Genomic DNA, 16255 nt, shown 5'->3' with positions numbered 1-16255 from the left:
AAATAATATCGTTCCAAATCATATCCCTAAAAATAAAATATTCTGTACCTATTCTGTACCCATTAAAAAAATAAAGGCTTCCGATTTCTCGAAAGCCTTGTTTTTATTGGTAGCGAGAGGGGGGCACGATCCCCCGACCTCCGGGTTATGAACTTGATGTTTTACCTGTACAATTTCAACTAAAACCGCATAGAATGGATGATTTACAGAGCTTTATATCATCATTGATTTTAATTCAAACTTATTAAAATCAAATTATTCTGTACTTATTCTGTACTAAGTGCTAAACCTTTCACTATCTTTACATAGTTTTAAATTAGGTGGTTATGGCTAATATAAAGATTGTTTTACGGAAGAACATGATAAGAAAGGATGGAACAATTCCCCTTGCATTGAGGATTAGTGAAAATTATAAAACAAATTATCATTGGCTTGGGCAATATGTATTCGAAAAGGATTGGGATAAAACTGCTGGAAAAGTTAAGAGGACTCATCCCAATTTTAGAAAGTTGAATAACTTCTTGATGAAAAAGCTGACCGAGGTCAATGATATTTATTTTGATTCTAAAGTTCGGATTACTCCCAAGCAAGTCAAACAAAAATTAAAAGGTCCTGATGGGGTAAAATCTTTTTTTGCATTAGCAGCTGAACGCATAAAGGACAAATATGAAAGGGGGACATTCTCTGTAGCAAAATCCGAATTGTCAATCCTCTATAATTTAGAAGAATTTTTAAACCTGAAAAAATCTAAAAATAAAGCTAAAGTTATTAAGGAGATCAAAGAACGGCGTACAGAGCGTATAAGTAGGGCAAAAAAAGCCGAATATATGTGGATGGATGGAGTGAACTATTTCCAAAAAAATACAGCTTTACGATTTCAGGAAATTGATGAGGCATTTCTAAATAAATATAAAACTTTTTGTCTTTCTTATCTAAACCAAAAAACAAGAACTGTTACTAATCAGCTTATTTTTATTAGAACACTTTTTAACTTAGCAATAAAAGAAGGTATTGTTGATCAAAAATATTATCCTTTTGCAGGGGAAAAAGAGAAAATTCGAATTGGTTCTGGTAATAAAATCGGTTTGACTATAGAAGAGGTTGAAAAAATAGAAGCTCTAAAATTGGAAGAAGGTGCTTCAATTTGGCATACTCATAATGTCTGGTTGTTTGCTTTCTATTTTGCAGGCATACGTATTTCTGATGTGGTTAAACTGAAATGGTCGGATTTTAAAGATAATCGTCTTTATTATGTAATGAATAAGAATGAAAAGGCATTGAGTCTAAAAATTCCCCATAAAGCCGAAAAAATATTAAACTATTACAGAAAGGACAAGGTACTTTATAATGGATATGTATTCCCTTTTCTAAGGAATGTCCATCCTAAAGATGCTGAAAAGATTTATATTAAAACAAAAAATGCTACCAAGCTTCTCAATAAATATCTAAAACGAATTGCAGAGGAATGTGGTATAGATAAAAATTTATCCAATCACATTGCAAGACACAGCTTTGGGAATATTGCAGGTGATAAAATACATCCTTTGATGCTGCAAAAGCTCTATCGACATAGTAATCTAAAAACTACTTTGAATTACCAAGCGAATTTCATTCATCGAGATGCTGATGAAGCCTTGGATAGTGTTATTAATTTTTGAATAGGGGAAAACTATTCCGTAAAGTGTGCATGATTAATATATAATGGTTTTACTTTTTATCTAAAGTTGTACCCTTTCTTCGTGTAAAGTTAAGAATTGATGTTGGACAGATTCCCCAGTTCCTAAGGCAGTTTCATTCTATTACTGGGAAAATAAACCATAAGAGCTACTTCTTGCGTTTTATTTTATTTGAGCCTCAATCTTAATAATAAATTACTATTTTTGTCTTTGATGCGAATTACACCTCAAATAAAATCTTTGTTCCTGCTTGGCATTTTTATGCTGATGTCTTTTCATCAGGTCATACCTCATGCGCATCACGAGCATCAAGAGGAAAAAAAGGAAATTGCACATCATCACTCTGGTGAAGATCATCACCACGAAAAGAAGCAGGAAAAGAAGCAACGAGGATTTTTGTCTTATTTACTTGCCATTCATTCTCATACGAGTACTTCCAATGAAATTCCGGTTATTAAGGAATATTCCGAGGATTTGAGGGGTCAAAAAACAGAAATTAAAAAGAATAATTCAAATAAATACTATTCCGATAAGTGGGTTTTAGCTGATCAGGATTCAGAAAATCCTGAAATTTATCAACCTCCCAATGAATATTTTAATCCCTATTTATCCTTACTCTCACTTCGGGGACCGCCCGAATTAGTTTGATCACCTATAGTCAGGCCACTATATATTAATAGCAGGTCGACCTTAACATATAGATTAAACTAAAATCAAAAATTTATGTACAGAAATATAGTTTCCGCAGTATGCGGAATACTAATCTCTATGGGCTCATTCGCCCAGGATACCGGTATGGACGGTATTTTGGAGCAGATTAGCCAGAATAACAGGCAACTCAAGGCATATCAGTCTTATATGGCAAGTCAGGATCTGGGTAATAAGTCAGAAAATAACTTGCAGGATCCTCAGGTTTCAGCCTTTTATCTTCCATTCGGAGAGCACGAGACCAGTGATTATTATGAGTTCCAGGTTTCGCAGCGATTTGAATTTCCTACAGTTTATGGTGCTCGAAGTATGCGGATTGAAAAGCAAAAAGAATTGCTGGAACTGGAGTATGAATCGATGCGGCAGGAAGTACTACTGGCTGCCAAGAAACAGCTTCTGGAATTGCAAATTTTGCGGAAACGAGAAAATTTGGAGGAAAGAAGAGTGGAGCAGGCAAGACAGGTATATAACCAGATACAGCGTTTATTCGATGCAGAACAAATCGGTATTCTGGAACTGAATAAAGCCAAAGTAGCCTGGTTACAGGAGCAGTTTATGTTGGACCAGATGAACATCAGGATCAGGAACAACCTGCTGGAACTTCAGAAATTGAACGGTGGAAATTCAATTGAGGCAGAACAGGTCCAATTTTTCGAAGATCCTGAACTGGCCAAAATGCAAGTTCTTTGGGAAGAAAAACTTTCCGAAGATGCAGAAGTTCTGCAGTTAAAGGCTCGTGAGAATCTCGCCCAGCAGCAGGTAAAACTGGAAAAAAATAAGATCCTTCCAGACCTAAGTCTCGGTTATAATTACCAGGGAGTGAATTCCAGCAATTATTCAGGAATCATGGGCGGAATTTCCATTCCCCTTTGGAACAGCAGGAATAAAGTAAAAGCGGCCGAAGCGAACCTGGAGTATACCCAGGCAAATACCGGTGCCGAAACCGCTGAACTTTATACCAGGTTTCAGGAAAACTATCAGCAATATCAATTATTAGAAAGCAAGTACCAGGAATACCAGGTGACTTTGAAGGATCTGAATTCCGAAGAACTTTTATTTAAAGCTTACGAGCTGGGGGAATTATCATTTCTGGATTATTACCGGGAAGTGGAGTTCTACCGGCAGGCTTATAATAACATGCTGGAGATGGAAAAAGAACTCCTTCAGCTTAAAGCAGAACTTTTAAAACATCAATTATAATTAAAAATTAAAAAATATGAATTTCAAGAATTTATTTTTCGCAACAATATTAGTATTTGGATTTTCAGCTTGTAGAGAAACCGCTAATGAAGATCACGGCCATGAGCATGAGGAAGGAGCCGAAGCTCACGCCCATGAGGAAGAAGAGCATGGACATCCCCACAATGAGGATGGCAGCCATATGGACGGAGACCATATGGAGCAGGAAGAATTTAAGGTTGGCGAAGATTCACTCGACACACCTGAAGAATCCGGTCATACTCACGAAGACGGAACGGAGCACGAGGATCATTAAAAATCAGTATTAGACATGAAATATTTATATATAATATGCATCTCGTTATTCCTATTTTCCTGCGGAAATAACGAGGAGGAAGACCATGAACATGATGCAGAGGGAAACCATTTGAGTTCAGAGGTTCCGGCGATCAGCAAAACGATCTGGACAGACCAGACAGAGCTTTTTGTAGAATTTCCGGCTTTGGTAGAAGGAAGGACCAGCAAATTTGCTGCCCATTTTACTGTTCTGGACAAACACCAGCCGGTACGAAATGGTTCGGTTACGGTGAGTCTCATTAAAGGAGATAGTGGAATTCGGCATACGGTGGAATCGCCTTCTTCACCTGGAATTTTTTCTCCAGCCTTACAGCCGAAAGAATCGGGAACTTACGACCTGGTTTTTGAGCTGAAAACTTCTGAATATTCAGACAGGATCGTGATCGAAGACGTTCAGGTGTACGCCTCTGCTGCTGAAGCTTCAGAAAACGTAGCCGAAACAGAAGATGGCGGCATCAGCTTTTTAAAGGAACAGGCCTGGAAGATCGATTTTCAGACAGCACCTGTGACTAAAGGAGAAGTCTATGACATCGTTAATACTTCCGGAGTCTGGCAGGCCGCGCCGGGAACTTATAAGAGCCTTGCTGCGGGAGCTAACGGAATGGTGAATTTCGTTGCAGAAAACCTAACGGAAGGTAGTGAAGTAAAAAGAGGTCAATTGTTGATGAACTTGAGCAGTGAAGGCCTTTCTTCCAATAATATCCAGGCGGAGATCGCGCAGGCAAAAGCCAGGTATGAACAGGCAAAAGCTGAATACGAACGGAAAAAGGAACTTTATGAGGACAGGATCGTTCCCAAGGCGGAATTCGAAAAGGTGGAAAGCGATTTTCGTGTAGCCGAAGCGAATTACCGTGCACTTGCCTCCAATTACGGAGCAGGCGGGAAGCAGATCAGAGCTCCTTTTGACGGGTTTATAAAATCCATCAGCACCTCGAACGGGGATTATGTAGAACAGGGTGCTAACCTTGTCTCTATTGGAACTGACCAATCACGTTTGCTTAAAACTCAGTTAAGTGCTTCTCACAACCCCAGTAAAGAAGCTATTGCGAGTGTATGGTACAGAAATGGTGATGGGAACTGGAGTGAAGTGGAAGACGGATCGATTGTTTCCGTAGGCAAGGAAGTGGAAGACAGCAAACCGATGATCCCGGTATATATCAAGGTAAATGATGTAGTTGAAGTGCCCGAAGGTAGTTTTACCGAAGTGCAGATTGCCCTTGGCCAAACTGAAACCGGGATCGTGGTGCCTGAAGCCGCACTACTTGAAGATTACGGTAATTATTCTGTGATCGTGCAAACCGGCGGGGAAAGTTTCGAAAGAAGGCCTGTAAAGATCGGGAAACGAAACGGAAAAAACGCACAGGTGCTTAACGGACTTGAGGCCGGCGATGTTGTAGTGACTACTGGGAACTACCAGGTGAAAATGACTTCAATGTCTGGGCAAACCCCAGGACATGGTCACGAACATTAAAAATAATTGTGAATGTTGAATTTTAATTGGGAATTCTATAAAGGAAGTAAGAGATAATATAATTCGATCGAAATCATTTGATTTTGCTCTCTTGATCATAGAATTGTACAAGCAGATGCTGAAGGAAAGGGAATATGTTCTTTCCAAACAGCTTCTTCGTGGTGGTATACCAGTATTGGAGCTAATATCGAGGAAGCCGGCGCAGCAATTAGAAGAAAAGACGTTATAGCTAAAATGTCTATTTCAGCTAAGGAAGCAAGGGAAACCTTGTACTGGCTAAAGCTTATAGAGAAAAGTCAGATTGTGAAAATTGAGGTTTCAGAATTACTTGAAAGATCAGAAGAACTTATCAGGATCCTGACTTCCATTGTAAAGACTTCTCAAAGTAGTACCCAATGAAATTCAACATTAAGCATTCAACATTAAAAACTAAAAAAAGTGTTAAACAAAATATTATCAATTTCGCTTCAAAACAGGCTTCTTGTCCTTCTGGCAGCAGTGGTACTAAGCGTTACCGGATTTTACCTCGCACGTAATATGAACGTGGACGTATTCCCAGACCTTACCGCACCTACTGTGACCATACTTACGGAAGCCCACGGAATGGAAAGTGAAGAGGTAGAGAAACTCGTGACCTACCAGCTTGAAACCGCGATGAACGGTTCGCCGAACGTAAGAAGGATCCGTTCTTCTTCAGCCGCGGGAATCTCCATTGTTTGGGTTGAATTCGACTGGGGTACCGATATTTACAAGGCAAGACAGATCGTAAGTGAGCGTATTCCCATGGTTCGTGAAAACCTACCAACCGGAATAGGAGCCCCAACCATGGCACCTATCTCCTCGATTATGGGAGAAGTAATGCTATTGGGAGTCACTTCTGACAGTCTGAGCCCAATGGAATTAAGAACTTTATCTGACTGGCAGATCCGTCCGCGGATCAAAGCTATCGGAGGGATTGCAAACGTGGTAGTGATAGGCGGCGATTACAAACAATACCAGGTTTTTGCCGATCCCGGAAAAATGAAATATTACGATGTAAGCCTTGAGGAATTATCTGAAAAGGTTAAAGAGGCGAATACCAATGCTCCCGGTGGTTTTTTAAATCAATATGGAAATCAGTATATCATCAAAGGAAGTGGTAGGGCTTATGCGATAGATGATCTGGAGGAAGGTGTGGTAAAACAAGTGAACGGCCAGAGCATCAAGATCAAGGATGTGGCAGATGTAAAAATAGGAGCTGCTGATAAGATCGGTGATGGTTCCCTGAACGCGGAGCCGGCGGTTATTCTGACAATTTCCAAGCAGCCCGATGTAAATACGTTGGAACTCACCGAAAGGTTGGATGTGGCCATCGCAGAACTGGAAACCAGTCTGCCGGAAAGCGTGGAGATCAAAAGCCAGATCTTCCGGCAGGCAGATTTTATAGACGCCTCCATTAGTAATCTAAATATGACCCTGCTGGAAGGAGCCTTTTTTGTGGTCATTGTATTGTTCATTTTCCTGATGAACTGGCGTACCACACTTATTTCATTACTGGCCATCCCTATTTCATTACTTGTAACAATTATTGTTTTAGAAATGTTGGGCTACACCATCAATACCATGAGTCTGGGAGGGATGGCCATAGCAATTGGGGCATTGGTAGACGACGCCATTATTGACGTGGAGAACGTTTATAAACGCTTACGGGAGAACATTAGAAAACCAGTAGCTGAAAGACAAGGGGTGATCAAGGTAGTTAGAGATGCATCGGTGGAGATCCGAAGTTCCATTATCATAGCAACGCTTATTATTATCGTCTCTTTTGTACCGCTGTTTTTCCTTGGCGGAATGGAAGGTCGACTGCTGAAACCTTTAGGAATTGCTTTTATAACTTCAGTATTAACTTCATTGGTGGTTGCGGTAACGGTAACTCCTGTATTGTGTAGCTATCTTCTGAAAAAGGAAAATATGCTGAAGAAGCAGGCCGAAGGGACCAAAGTCGAAAGATGGTTGCAGAAAGGCTATGCAGATGTTCTGAATCGCGCATTAAAGATCCCTAAAATGGTGATCGCAGTAACAGTGATCGCTTTTTTACTGAGCATTGCCTTATTCACCCAATTGGGAAGAAGTTTCCTTCCTGAATTCAACGAAGGCTCACTGGTGATAAGTGTGGTGGGGCCTCCATCTATGTCTCTGGAAGAAAGTAATAAAACCGGAAAACAAATAGAGCAATTATTGCTTGAGATGCCCGAAGTGGATGTGGTTACCCGAAGGACCGGTAGAGCCGAACTGGACGAGCATGCACAGGGGGTGAATGCCGCCGAGATCGATGTGCCGTTTACCCTAGAAAATAAATCGAAGGAAGAATTCTTCGAAGACGTCAGAGAAAAACTGAGCATAGTTCCCGGGGTGAATATCACTTTAGGGCAGCCCATTGCACACCGTATCGACCATATGCTTTCAGGAACCAGGGCCAATATCGCAATTAAGATTTTTGGCCCGGACCTGCAACAGCTGTATGAAATTGGTAAAAGCGTGGAGGAGAGCATTACTCCTATCAATGGGCTTGCCGATGTGGCGGTAGATCAGCAGATCGAAGTTCCGCAAATTAAGATTACCCCCAAACGTCAGATACTTTCAGCATACGGAATGACCGTAGGACAGTTGATGGAACAGGTGGATATCGCCTTTGCCGGGCACGAGGTAGGTGAGATTTATGAAGGTCAGAAGTATTTTGACCTGGTGGTTCGTTATAAGGAGGATGTTAGAAATAGTATTGAGAAAATCAAAACCGCTTTGATAGGATTGCCAAACGGTTCACAGATGCCTCTTGAACAGGTTGCACAAGTTTCCTCAGTAAGCAGTCCTAATACTATTAGCCGGGAAGATGTACAGCGAAAGATCGTTGTCGCAGCTAATGTACAGGGTCGCGATTTGAGAAGTGCGGTTGAAGAGATTCAGCAAACAGTCAATTCTTCGGTGAATATTCCCGAAGGTTACAGGGTGCAATATGGCGGACAATTTGAAAGCGAATCGAGAGCATCTCAGATGCTTTTAACCACTGCCATTATAGCGATTTTTGTGATCTTCCTGTTGCTGTACTTTGAATTTAAGAATGTGAAACTGGCATTTGTTGTACTCATCAATTTACCGCTGGCACTGATAGGTGGAATCCTGATCGTGTACTTTACTTCCGGAATTGTAAGTATTGCGTCAACGATTGGTTTTATCAGTTTATTCGGGATCGCAACGCGAAACGGAATTTTACTAGTGTCGAGATATGAAGATCTTCGAAAAGAAGGCCTTCGTGGTTATGAGCTTATAAAAAGTGGTGCGTTGGACAGATTGAACCCAATCTTAATGACTGCCTTCACGACAGGACTGGCACTTATTCCGCTAGCTTTAAAAGGAGGCGAACCGGGAAGTGAGATCCAGAGCCCGATGGCTGTGGTGATTCTCGGGGGATTGCTTTCAGCAACTGTTCTGAACCTAGTCGTGATACCTTGTGTGTACGATTTGGTTATCAAGAAGGTTTAGTAACATAGAATATTTTTTGAAAATCCCGAAAATACCATTTCGGGGTTTTTTATTCTTGATGGATGGATTAAAGGTTTGATTCTGAAGGTAATCCTTCCTATGGTAAATTCAGGAAGCGGCCAAACTCCATTACCATCTACATCTTTGAAGTCGAATCGGCTTTAATCCTACTTCAAGAAAATAATCCTTTTTCACAACCCACTCAGCCCATTCCCCTGCATTCCGCAGAAAAAGCTTCATTACGGGAAATACGCTTCATTCAAAAAATCTTGGACACAACTTCAAAGTTTCCGATTTCCATTTCGCTACCCCTGCCAAAAAGGGCAGGAACGCTACATTCCCAATCTCCATCTTTAAAATTAAGTCCGCTGTAAATCCTGCTAATAATAGAATTTCGGTTTTTCATAACCCGTTCAGCACCCACTTCATTCCGCAGAAAAAGCTCCACTGCGGGGAAAGAGCTTCACTAAAAAAGTCTTGGACACCATCCCCAATTTCTCCTTTCCATTTCGTTAGCCCTTCCCGCTATGCTGGGAAGCGCACTTCATTCCAATTCGAAATCGGGAATGGAGTCCGCTTAATTGGATTTCCATCCTTGCTTTTGGCCCCGCTTCCAATGTTTTTGTACTTCACATAAAGACTTTAGACCCACTTCCGCGCCGTCACTGTCCCTTCCCTTTTTTTGTAAGCAAAATACCAACATTTGGAAGTTGAACAGACTGCATAACCGGTCGTGCCTCCCTTTTATAAGTCTTTATCAATTCCAAATATTGAAAATGTATAAGCAACAAAAAAAGGTAACAGCGACGGCACTACGGGAAGTAAATCTAAAATGAACATTATGAAATCGTACAAAAACATCAAAAAGGAAGTGGGGCCAAAAAAACAAAAGAAGGAAAACGCTCAGGATACAATAAGTAAATCGCTTCAAAAAAATATAAACGAAAACTGCCTGAAAGGTTCAGGTAGTCTATTAATTAATCTTTAATTCTTTTATTATGAGTACTATTAAAAATCACGTACAGCTAATTGGAAACGTTGGTCAGGAACCAACCTTTACCAACCTTGAAAACGGTAAAAAAGTAGCCCGTTTTTCATTTGCCACCAATGAGTATTACAAAAACGCCAAGGGCGAAAAAGTGCAAAATACGGAATGGCATACCGTAATTGCCTGGGGAAAAACTGCAGAAATCATCGAGAAATATGCAGGAAAGGGTAAGGAAATTGGAGTTAGCGGAAAATTAAAATCCCGAAGCTATGAGGACAGCGAAGGCGTTAAGCGTTATGTTACCGAAGTGGAAGCCAACGAAATCCTTTTGTTAGGCGTAAAGAACGGCAATACTTCAGCCGAGTAAATTAAAACAAAGAGGGCGTCTCTGTGGAAAGTACCGCCCTCTTTTCATTATCAATTCCTTAAAAGAAATCAAAATGAAAGCACAAGTTAATGAAATCGCAATAAGTTATAGTGGAAACCTTAAAACAAATCAGCTTCCCAAAATAACTTCTTCACAAAATGCAGCCGAACTCCTTTACGGACAATGGAACAAAAACAATATCGAACTGCACGAAACCTTTAAAGTGATGCTACTGAACAATGCCAATAAAGTAAAAGGTATTTATGAAGTATCCACAGGCGGCATTACCGGCACCCTGGTAGACTTAAGGATACTCTTTGCCGTAGTACTCAAAAGCCTTACCACGGCAGTAATCCTTGCACACAACCATCCGAGCGGAACCTTGATACCGAGTGAACCCGATAAACGCCTGACCCAAAAAATTAAAAATGCAGGGGAATTATTTGATATTAAGGTATTGGACCATTTGATCCTGATACCTGATGGAAATTATTTCAGTTTTGCAGATGAAGGAATCCTTTAAATGGAAAGCTTATGATTTATCTTAATTTTTCAGACTTGAGCGAAGGGGCTCAAAACCGGCTTTTGGAGAATTTCAAAAAGGATGTGGAACGAAAATTTGGGGATGATATCCGAAACTATGCAAAGGAACATTGCGCCAATTTTGAGGTGATGATTGAAGAAGAAGCATTGCGGAATTTATACAGTTATACCTATAAGTTTAATATTGAAAAATCATCAAAATAAAAATAGCACAACTGAATTATCAGGGATAACAACTAAAAAGGGAAAATTCGCTGTTACCTGAATTTTCCCTTTGTTATTTAGACCTTGCAGGCCTACTGCTTAAATTTAATGCTTTTTCTAAAAACAGAAGCTATTTTTTAAGAAAATTATATTCCATAAGTTGAAAAATATCTATCTTTAGTTCGCTGAAATACAGCATTTAATTTTACGTAGGGTTATCCATTTTTTGACTTTCGCCGATAACCGTACCCATCGAAAAATCATATAACAGGAAAATTATTTCCCTGGAACTGGCAATTGGCTTTTGACCAAATTGTACGGAATTTTTGTTCGCCTGTGGCGAACGAAAAGGAGTAGCAAGAGGGTAACACGCGATGCGATGTTAAGCACTCCTTTTCGTTTTTAAAATGCTGATATTCAGCATTTTGAAAAAATATAAAATTCCCGACCTTCTACAATTTGCGACAAATGCCCTGTGAACGCTCATTTTTAGGGAAGGATTTGCGACAAATTGGCGAATTATGGACTCATTTATCGGCATCAGGTTCAAAAAGGAAACAGCAAAACGGTTTCAGGAATTTTCAAGGACACACTTCAAATCGCACACCGAAGCAATGGCAACAATGCTCGATTTTTTCTTCTACAACGAAATTTCACCAAAAGAAAAATTAGGTCCAACGGGAAGGACAATCGAAGCATCCCTAAAGAAACGTATCAATGCGGTGATTGCCATAATGAGGGATATGGAAAAGAGCCAGACCAAACCCACTGTGGCAATGCTGGAATCTCTATTTCAAACTGAAGAACCTAAAAAGAAGCCCTTGATTTTAGAAAAGAAAATCATTGAAGAAAAGAATGAAGTACGCTTTCGAGAAAAGCTAAATGGGAGCAACGAACTCTAATTTTTGAGCTATGTACATTACCATCACACCCCAAAAATTAGGGAACAATTACTCACAAAGTTCAGCGGATTTTGTGGGCTATCTGGAGAAAGAAAACCAGGGTTTGGAACAGGGAGCTATGGAACATTTTTTCAATCAATATGATGATGAAATATCAGCGGATGAAGTTGTAAAGGAAATTGATGGAAATGGTGCCAAACTTAAAAAGATCGAACCGAAATTCTATTCGATCACGGTGAGCCCTTCCAAATATGAATTGAACCGGTTACAGAACAACAGTGAGGATCTAAAAAGATACACCCGTGAACTGATGAAGGACTATGTGGCATCCTTCAATCGTGAAATCAACGGAAGACCGATTAGCATCGATGATATAAAATATTATGCGAAAATAGAACACCAACGAACGTTTAAGGGAACGGATTGGCAGATTAAGGAAAACCAACCCTTTGCTACCAAAATATTGCAGCTCAAAACTGAAATCAGAAACATTAAAGAGGGGCGAGCTGAAGGCAATATCAAACTATTGCAGAATAAAATTAACCGATTGGAAAAGGAGGCTCCGCACCAACAGGACGGGAAGCGAATTGTCCAGGGGATGCCAAAGGCAGGAAACCAAAGCCATATCCATCTCATCGTAAGCAGAAAGGATGCCTCCAATACCTTCAGCCTTTCACCGGGGAGCAAACATAAGGCATCGGAAGTCGAGATGCACGGTAAGAATGTCAAACGTGGCTTTGACCGTGACCAGTTTTTTGACCGGGCAGAAAAGACTTTTGACAGGACTTTCGCCTATCAAAGGAACTTCGCCGAGACCTACAAGGCTCGAAAGGATTTTATCAAAAACCCTAAAATATATTTTGCATCGGTGATGAAATTGCCCACCAATGAAAGGGCGATTGCTTTTAAAATGATGAAGGAAAGTGGTGTTCCAATGCTACCAAGTATTCCGGTTACACAGGCACAACTGGCAATGAAAGTATTCAATCGGTTGAGGCGTGGTGTGGAAGTGGCCATTAAATCAAGTTCAATAGGTATCTAAAGGAAAAACAATTATGCAACTAACCAATCCCTTCCATGTGCTCCTAATTATCGTTTTGACAGCTTCAGTATTTTATGGACTGTACCGGATTTCAAAGTATGCCTTTTTCTTAAATACTGTGCTGCTTTTGGGATTGATAAACTGTCTGTATTATCCGCACGATACAATAAAAGCACTACTTTATTTAGGATGTCCTTTATTGTTGGTAAATACAATATTTTACGTTTTTCTGCATAAAACGGATATAAAGCAAAATACCTCTGAAAAATATCGGGTAACTTTTAAAACAGATAAGAAAAGTTTTAAAATTGAAAACATCAAACGCGGTGCATCCATTATTGGATCCGCCGGAAGTGGAAAAACCGAAAGCGTGGTTTACGGATTTTTAAAACATTTCCAAGAACATAATTTCTGTGGGGTTATTCACGACTATAAGGATTTTGAACTTACCGAAATGGCATACCCGCTATTTAAAAATCCGGATATTCCTTTTCGTATTATCTCCTTTGACAAAATTATTCATAGGGTCAACCCCATTGCACCCCGGTATCTCGAAAACGAAGAAAGTGTGAATGAGATTTCCCGGGTACTTATTGAAAATCTTCTGGAACAGCGGGAATCGGGAACTACAGGAACTTCTAAATTTTTTAATGATGCTGCAGAGGGATTGATTGGTGGATTGATCTGGAAACTGAAAACATCTTATCCGCAATTCTGTACCTTACCACATCTAATAGCCATTTATCAGTTTTTGGATACTGATAGTCTCATAAAGTTTTTAGAGACCAATACCACCTCCAGGGCGATGGCAGATGCTTTCATCAGCGGCAAAGATTCCGAAAGGCAGACAGCAGGGGTAAAGAGTACCCTGGCCAATGCTCTGAAACGCATAAGCACACAAAATATTTTTATGGCTCTTTCCGCAGATGAAGTACCATTAAATATCAATAATCCGGAAAATCCTGCTGTGGTATCAGTAGTGAACAATCCTAAATTTGAGACCTCCTATTCTCCTGTTATTGCCACAATAATCCATACCATCGTTAAACAAATAAGTGTGCGCAATTCTATGCCTTCTTTCTTGTTGATGGAAGAAGCACCAACAATTCGATTACTAAATATGCACCGCATTCCGGCTACTTTGAGGAGTTATGATATTGCCACAATTTATGTGATGCAGGACAAGATTCAGAACGATATGATGTATGGTGATAAAGCGAGTAAAGCTATTTTAAGCAACCTTTCCTATCAATTCTTTGGTAAGGTCAATGACCCTGATACTGCAAAATACTACGAACGCTTCTTTGAAATCGTAAAAAAAGAAACGACCAGCATCAACCGTGGTTACAGCCTTGATTTTGATACCCGCATTACTACCGGGGAACGTGAAATTCCGAAAATAAGGGCAGATGCCTTTTTTCGCTTAAAGCAGGGGGAATTTATAACTTATGCGGATGGGGAGGATAAAAAAGTGCAATTCAAATTGCAAAAAATTCATAGGCAGGTTCCTCAGGAGGAGAGGCAATTTTCAAAGGTTGATTTGGAGGCTAACTTTAGTAGAATTTACCAGGAGGCTAAATCGATATTTCAATAATACGTAAATTCCTCGGATCCTGTACTGAAAATTACTTGGGCGTGAATAACCCAATTGCACCAATAAATTTTTAGAATTTATTTTAGTGTTATACCTATTTTCGGTATATTTATCGAATAAATACTAAAATGCTTGTTGCAGAATACATCAAAAAACTTTTAGCCGTTGAAGAATATGCATTCTCAATGAATGAGCTGTTGCGTGAAACCGGGAAAGGAAAAACTGCGATTTTACGAGAATTGGCCCGCTTGATTGAAAAAGACGAAGTGTTTAATCTCCGGCAAGGCTTTTACCTCATACTTACGCCAAGATATTCCAGTCTTGGAAAATTACCAATCAGTCTATATATCCATAAACTTTTTGATTACTTAGGGCGCAGGTACTATTTGGGATTTTATAGTGCAGCTAAAGCATATGGGGCAAGCCATCAACAAGCCCAACGCGATTACGTGATGACTCAAGCACCTAAATTGTTGGACATCCAAAAATCGGCTATTGATATTCGGTTTTTGACGACCTCGGCCTGGCCGGAAAAAAATATCCTTTCCAAAAAATCAGATGCCGGGATTTACCATATTTCCAGTCCCGCTTTGACAATGGCAGATCTTGTACATTATCAGAATAAATTGGGTGGCCTTAACCGGATGCTATCCACAATAGAAGAATTATTGGAAGATGTAACCCAAAATGATCTTAATGATTTACTAGGTTGGTATAGTCAAAATGCTACCTTACAGCGGTTGGGATTTTTGATTTCCGAAGTAGATCCAGAGAATTCATTATGCGATTCGATTTTTGAACATCTGGAAAAACAAAAAACATATCCGGTATTATTGCAACCTGATACCAGGCAAAAACCTGGGGCGGTAGATAATAAATGGAAGGTGGATACCAACCTACAACTAGAAAGCGATTTATGATTTCAAGACCTTACATAGCCCAATGGCAGACAAACGCCCCATGGAAAGAATTTGCACAAGTTGAACAAGATTTAATTATTAGCAGGGCATTGGTGGCAATTTTCTCTGATGATTTTCTACGGGAGAATTTAGCTTTTCGAGGTGGTACCGCCTTACATAAACTGTATTTGGATCCTGCTCCACGATATTCAGAAGATATTGATCTCGTGCAAATCAAAGAAGGACCCATCAAACCTATAATGAAGCGCATTGGTGAAGTAATTACTTTTTTTGAAGAGGATCGGCGCACACAGGTAAAGGGGCACGGAGCAAAGGCTTTATATCGGTTTACTTCGGAATATGAAGAAGAACGTCGCCGGCTCAAGTTAGAGATTAACTGTAAAGAACACTTTAATGTACTGGAATGGATTAATTTTCCTTTGAAGGTAAGTAATCCTTGGTTTTCAGGGAAAGCAGATATAAAAACCTATAGCATCAATGAACTTTTAGGAACTAAGCTGAGGGCTTTATATCAGAGAAGTAAAGGAAGGGATCTTTTTGATCTGGATTATTCCCGCCGGAATATTAAATTGGATGTTGATGAAATCATAAACTGCTTCAACGTCTATATGGAGTTTTCTGTAGGACAAGCTCCTTCACAAAAAGAGTTTCTACAGAATATAGAAGGGAAGGAAAACGATTCGGGTTTTACAGGCGATATGGAAGGTCTATTGCGGTCCGAAATTCGTTATGATCAAAAAGCTGCCTTTAAATGGTTAAAAGAAGCCATTATTCCAAGAATATGA

16 protein-coding genes are annotated in these 16255 nt (G+C 39.8%); 15 read left to right on the top strand and 1 reads right to left on the bottom strand.

Features of this window, described 5'->3' with window-relative positions; genetic code table 11:
- Positions 1-326: 326 nt before the first annotated feature.
- The 7 genes from RM545_RS07385 to RM545_RS07350 all read left to right on the top strand — a co-directional run bounded on the left by RM545_RS07385 (position 327) and on the right by RM545_RS07350 (position 8910).
- Positions 327-1658, top strand: a complete 1332-nt coding sequence (locus RM545_RS07385; RefSeq protein ID WP_311494673.1) for a tyrosine-type recombinase/integrase — start codon at positions 327-329, stop codon at positions 1656-1658.
- A 231-nt stretch (positions 1659-1889) separates the two neighbouring features.
- Positions 1890-2324, top strand: coding sequence for a DUF6769 family protein (locus RM545_RS07380; protein ID WP_311494730.1), 435 nt, complete (start codon positions 1890-1892; stop codon positions 2322-2324).
- Between the two features lie 75 nt (positions 2325-2399).
- Positions 2400-3584 carry a TolC family protein gene (locus tag RM545_RS07375; RefSeq protein ID WP_311494672.1) on the top strand — a complete coding sequence of 395 codons (1185 nt, stop codon included), beginning with the start codon at positions 2400-2402 and terminating at the stop codon, positions 3582-3584.
- Between the two features lie 16 nt (positions 3585-3600).
- Positions 3601-3879 (top strand): hypothetical protein, encoded by a 279-nt coding sequence (locus RM545_RS07370; RefSeq protein ID WP_311494671.1) that lies wholly within the window; start codon positions 3601-3603, stop codon positions 3877-3879.
- A gap of 15 nt (positions 3880-3894) precedes the next feature.
- Complete coding sequence (locus RM545_RS07365) at positions 3895-5391, top strand: efflux RND transporter periplasmic adaptor subunit (protein ID WP_311494670.1); 1497 nt, start codon at positions 3895-3897, stop codon at positions 5389-5391.
- Between the two features lie 102 nt (positions 5392-5493).
- Entirely contained in the window at positions 5494-5790 is a 297-nt protein-coding gene (locus tag RM545_RS07355; protein ID WP_432264578.1) for a four helix bundle protein, read from the top strand.
- Positions 5791-5829: 39 nt separating this feature from the next.
- Positions 5830-8910, top strand: coding sequence for an efflux RND transporter permease subunit (locus RM545_RS07350; RefSeq protein ID WP_311494668.1), 3081 nt, complete (start codon positions 5830-5832; stop codon positions 8908-8910).
- 259 nt (positions 8911-9169) lie between these two features.
- On the opposite strand, the gene RM545_RS07345 is transcribed toward RM545_RS07350, so the two are convergent.
- Positions 9170-9316: a hypothetical protein gene (locus RM545_RS07345; protein ID WP_311494667.1), complete on the bottom strand. Its 147-nt coding sequence runs from the start codon at positions 9314-9316 to the stop codon at positions 9170-9172.
- A gap of 592 nt (positions 9317-9908) precedes the next feature.
- Between RM545_RS07345 and RM545_RS07340 the strand changes: the two genes are divergently transcribed.
- The 8 genes from RM545_RS07340 to RM545_RS07305 all read left to right on the top strand — a co-directional run bounded on the left by RM545_RS07340 (position 9909) and on the right by RM545_RS07305 (position 16255).
- The gene (locus RM545_RS07340) at positions 9909-10265 is read left to right on the top strand and encodes a single-stranded DNA-binding protein (protein WP_311494666.1); all 357 of its coding nucleotides are present in this window, start codon (positions 9909-9911) and stop codon (positions 10263-10265) included.
- Between the two features lie 73 nt (positions 10266-10338).
- A complete protein-coding gene (locus RM545_RS07335) occupies positions 10339-10788 on the top strand; it encodes a JAB domain-containing protein (RefSeq protein ID WP_311494665.1) in 450 nt (149 codons plus the stop codon).
- A gap of 11 nt (positions 10789-10799) precedes the next feature.
- Positions 10800-11012, top strand: coding sequence for a hypothetical protein (locus tag RM545_RS07330; RefSeq protein WP_311494664.1), 213 nt, complete (start codon positions 10800-10802; stop codon positions 11010-11012).
- Between the two features lie 521 nt (positions 11013-11533).
- Positions 11534-11914 (top strand): BfmA/BtgA family mobilization protein, encoded by a 381-nt coding sequence (locus tag RM545_RS07325; RefSeq protein ID WP_311494663.1) that lies wholly within the window; start codon positions 11534-11536, stop codon positions 11912-11914.
- A gap of 10 nt (positions 11915-11924) precedes the next feature.
- Positions 11925-12956, top strand: coding sequence for a MobB family relaxase (gene mobB, locus RM545_RS07320; protein WP_311494662.1), 1032 nt, complete (start codon positions 11925-11927; stop codon positions 12954-12956).
- Between the two features lie 13 nt (positions 12957-12969).
- Entirely contained in the window at positions 12970-14550 is a 1581-nt protein-coding gene (locus RM545_RS07315; protein WP_311494661.1) for a type IV secretory system conjugative DNA transfer family protein, read from the top strand.
- Positions 14551-14678: 128 nt separating this feature from the next.
- Positions 14679-15470, top strand: a complete 792-nt coding sequence (locus RM545_RS07310) for a type IV toxin-antitoxin system AbiEi family antitoxin domain-containing protein (RefSeq protein WP_311494660.1) — start codon at positions 14679-14681, stop codon at positions 15468-15470.
- Entirely contained in the window at positions 15467-16255 is a 789-nt protein-coding gene (locus tag RM545_RS07305) for a nucleotidyl transferase AbiEii/AbiGii toxin family protein (RefSeq protein WP_311494659.1), read from the top strand. Before RM545_RS07310 ends, RM545_RS07305 begins: the two co-directional genes overlap by 4 nt.

Origin of the sequence: Autumnicola lenta, assembly GCF_031846515.1 — a bacterium.
Lineage (GTDB): Bacteria > Bacteroidota > Bacteroidia > Flavobacteriales > Flavobacteriaceae > Autumnicola > Autumnicola lenta.
The sequence above is the reverse complement of the archived record's forward strand: the minus strand, read 5'-3'. Positions and strand labels throughout refer to the sequence as shown.

Coding starts and splice junctions, on each gene's coding strand:
- RM545_RS07385 (WP_311494673.1), top strand. CDS start 327: ATGGCTAATATAAAGATTGTTTTACGGAAGAACATGATAAGAAAGGAT.
- RM545_RS07380 (WP_311494730.1), top strand. CDS start 1,890: ATGCGAATTACACCTCAAATAAAATCTTTGTTCCTGCTTGGCATTTTT.
- RM545_RS07375 (WP_311494672.1), top strand. CDS start 2,400: ATGTACAGAAATATAGTTTCCGCAGTATGCGGAATACTAATCTCTATG.
- RM545_RS07370 (WP_311494671.1), top strand. CDS start 3,601: ATGAATTTCAAGAATTTATTTTTCGCAACAATATTAGTATTTGGATTT.
- RM545_RS07365 (WP_311494670.1), top strand. CDS start 3,895: ATGAAATATTTATATATAATATGCATCTCGTTATTCCTATTTTCCTGC.
- RM545_RS07345 (WP_311494667.1), bottom strand. CDS start 9,316: ATGAAAAACCGAAATTCTATTATTAGCAGGATTTACAGCGGACTTAAT.
- RM545_RS07340 (WP_311494666.1), top strand. CDS start 9,909: ATGAGTACTATTAAAAATCACGTACAGCTAATTGGAAACGTTGGTCAG.
- RM545_RS07335 (WP_311494665.1), top strand. CDS start 10,339: ATGAAAGCACAAGTTAATGAAATCGCAATAAGTTATAGTGGAAACCTT.
- RM545_RS07330 (WP_311494664.1), top strand. CDS start 10,800: ATGATTTATCTTAATTTTTCAGACTTGAGCGAAGGGGCTCAAAACCGG.
- RM545_RS07325 (WP_311494663.1), top strand. CDS start 11,534: ATGGACTCATTTATCGGCATCAGGTTCAAAAAGGAAACAGCAAAACGG.
- mobB (WP_311494662.1), top strand. CDS start 11,925: ATGTACATTACCATCACACCCCAAAAATTAGGGAACAATTACTCACAA.
- RM545_RS07315 (WP_311494661.1), top strand. CDS start 12,970: ATGCAACTAACCAATCCCTTCCATGTGCTCCTAATTATCGTTTTGACA.
- RM545_RS07310 (WP_311494660.1), top strand. CDS start 14,679: ATGCTTGTTGCAGAATACATCAAAAAACTTTTAGCCGTTGAAGAATAT.
- RM545_RS07305 (WP_311494659.1), top strand. CDS start 15,467: ATGATTTCAAGACCTTACATAGCCCAATGGCAGACAAACGCCCCATGG.